At 46.2% G+C, this 1,090-nt stretch carries 1 protein-coding gene; it reads left to right on the plus strand.

Features of this window, described 5'->3' with window-relative positions:
- Positions 1-1,090 (plus strand): hypothetical protein (locus ACN0IC_RS15735; protein WP_416879690.1); only part of this gene is annotated, 1,090 nt, incomplete at both ends.

The following is a 1,090-nucleotide window of genomic DNA, read 5'->3' on the forward strand; positions in this document are numbered from 1 at the left end:
CCTCCGTCCGTACTTTCTTGAGGAAGGCGTCAAGTTCGAAGATAACTCTTGGCCGATTAAAGGGGCTCCAAAAGAATCAAAGACCATTCATTTTGATGTCGCAATCTCGCCTGGGCTAAAGCTTACCGACGAACCAAGGCTCCTTTACACGGTAAAGCTTGCCTGCGTGCTTATCGGTACTAGTACCAATCCACGGCTGGGTAATGTTGGCCCCGAAACCCTGATAAAGACGGCAGGGAAAATTATTAACTTTATACGTCTAATGAAGTTTAAGTACGAACTGACGTATATCAGCAGCATTAATAGCTCAATCTTTGAGGAAATATTAGCTGACTATCCTTATCCGCTTGCAGACAGGTTATCACTCAGGTCACGACTCTACGACCACCTTGATTCTCTCTCGTCACAGGAGATCTGCGAACTCAGGGTCCCACGATCGGGCATTGAACCCGACGTTAATATCGAGAAGATAGCTTCAGCGCTTGGTGTGAGTTCACGGGCTTTCAAGAGTTTTAACCCTAGATTAGCTCGATTTCGAAAAGAACATCATTTCTACATGAAATCAAATTTACGGCACTATCTGGACAAATCTGAGTTCATGGAAGCTGAGAAGTTGACGGTGGATACGCTGAGGAAGGAGGTAGGGGCAGTCAAAAAATTTCTCGATAATTTAACAACCTACAGTGAGTTGTTTCCCGAGGAGCACCGTCCACAAAAGAGGTTTTTTCGCGGCTTTCAGGTCACTAAATTTGCTAAAAAACATGGTCGGAAGGGAGAGCGGACTCGTGATATACCGCAGCCGGTCATGTTTAAAGTGATGGATCGAGCAATCCGATGGGTAATCGATTATGCGAACCCATTACTTGACTACAGAGACAGGGCGGTAGAGCACTACGAGCTTTTACAAAGAATTGACAATCGAGGGGGAACTGAAGAGTCTCGCCGACACTACGCTGCAAAAAGAATGAGGTATTGGCTCAAAGAGAATCCGTTAGATGTCTTGGCGGGGCAACCGGGTGCGCCGTACCCGATCACTTCGTTCGATAAGAACATCGACTCTTGGACGAGGACAAATACTAAACTCTCTCTG

This window comes from Litorimonas sp. (assembly GCA_029936425.1).
GTDB lineage: Bacteria > Pseudomonadota > Alphaproteobacteria > Caulobacterales > Maricaulaceae > Litorimonas.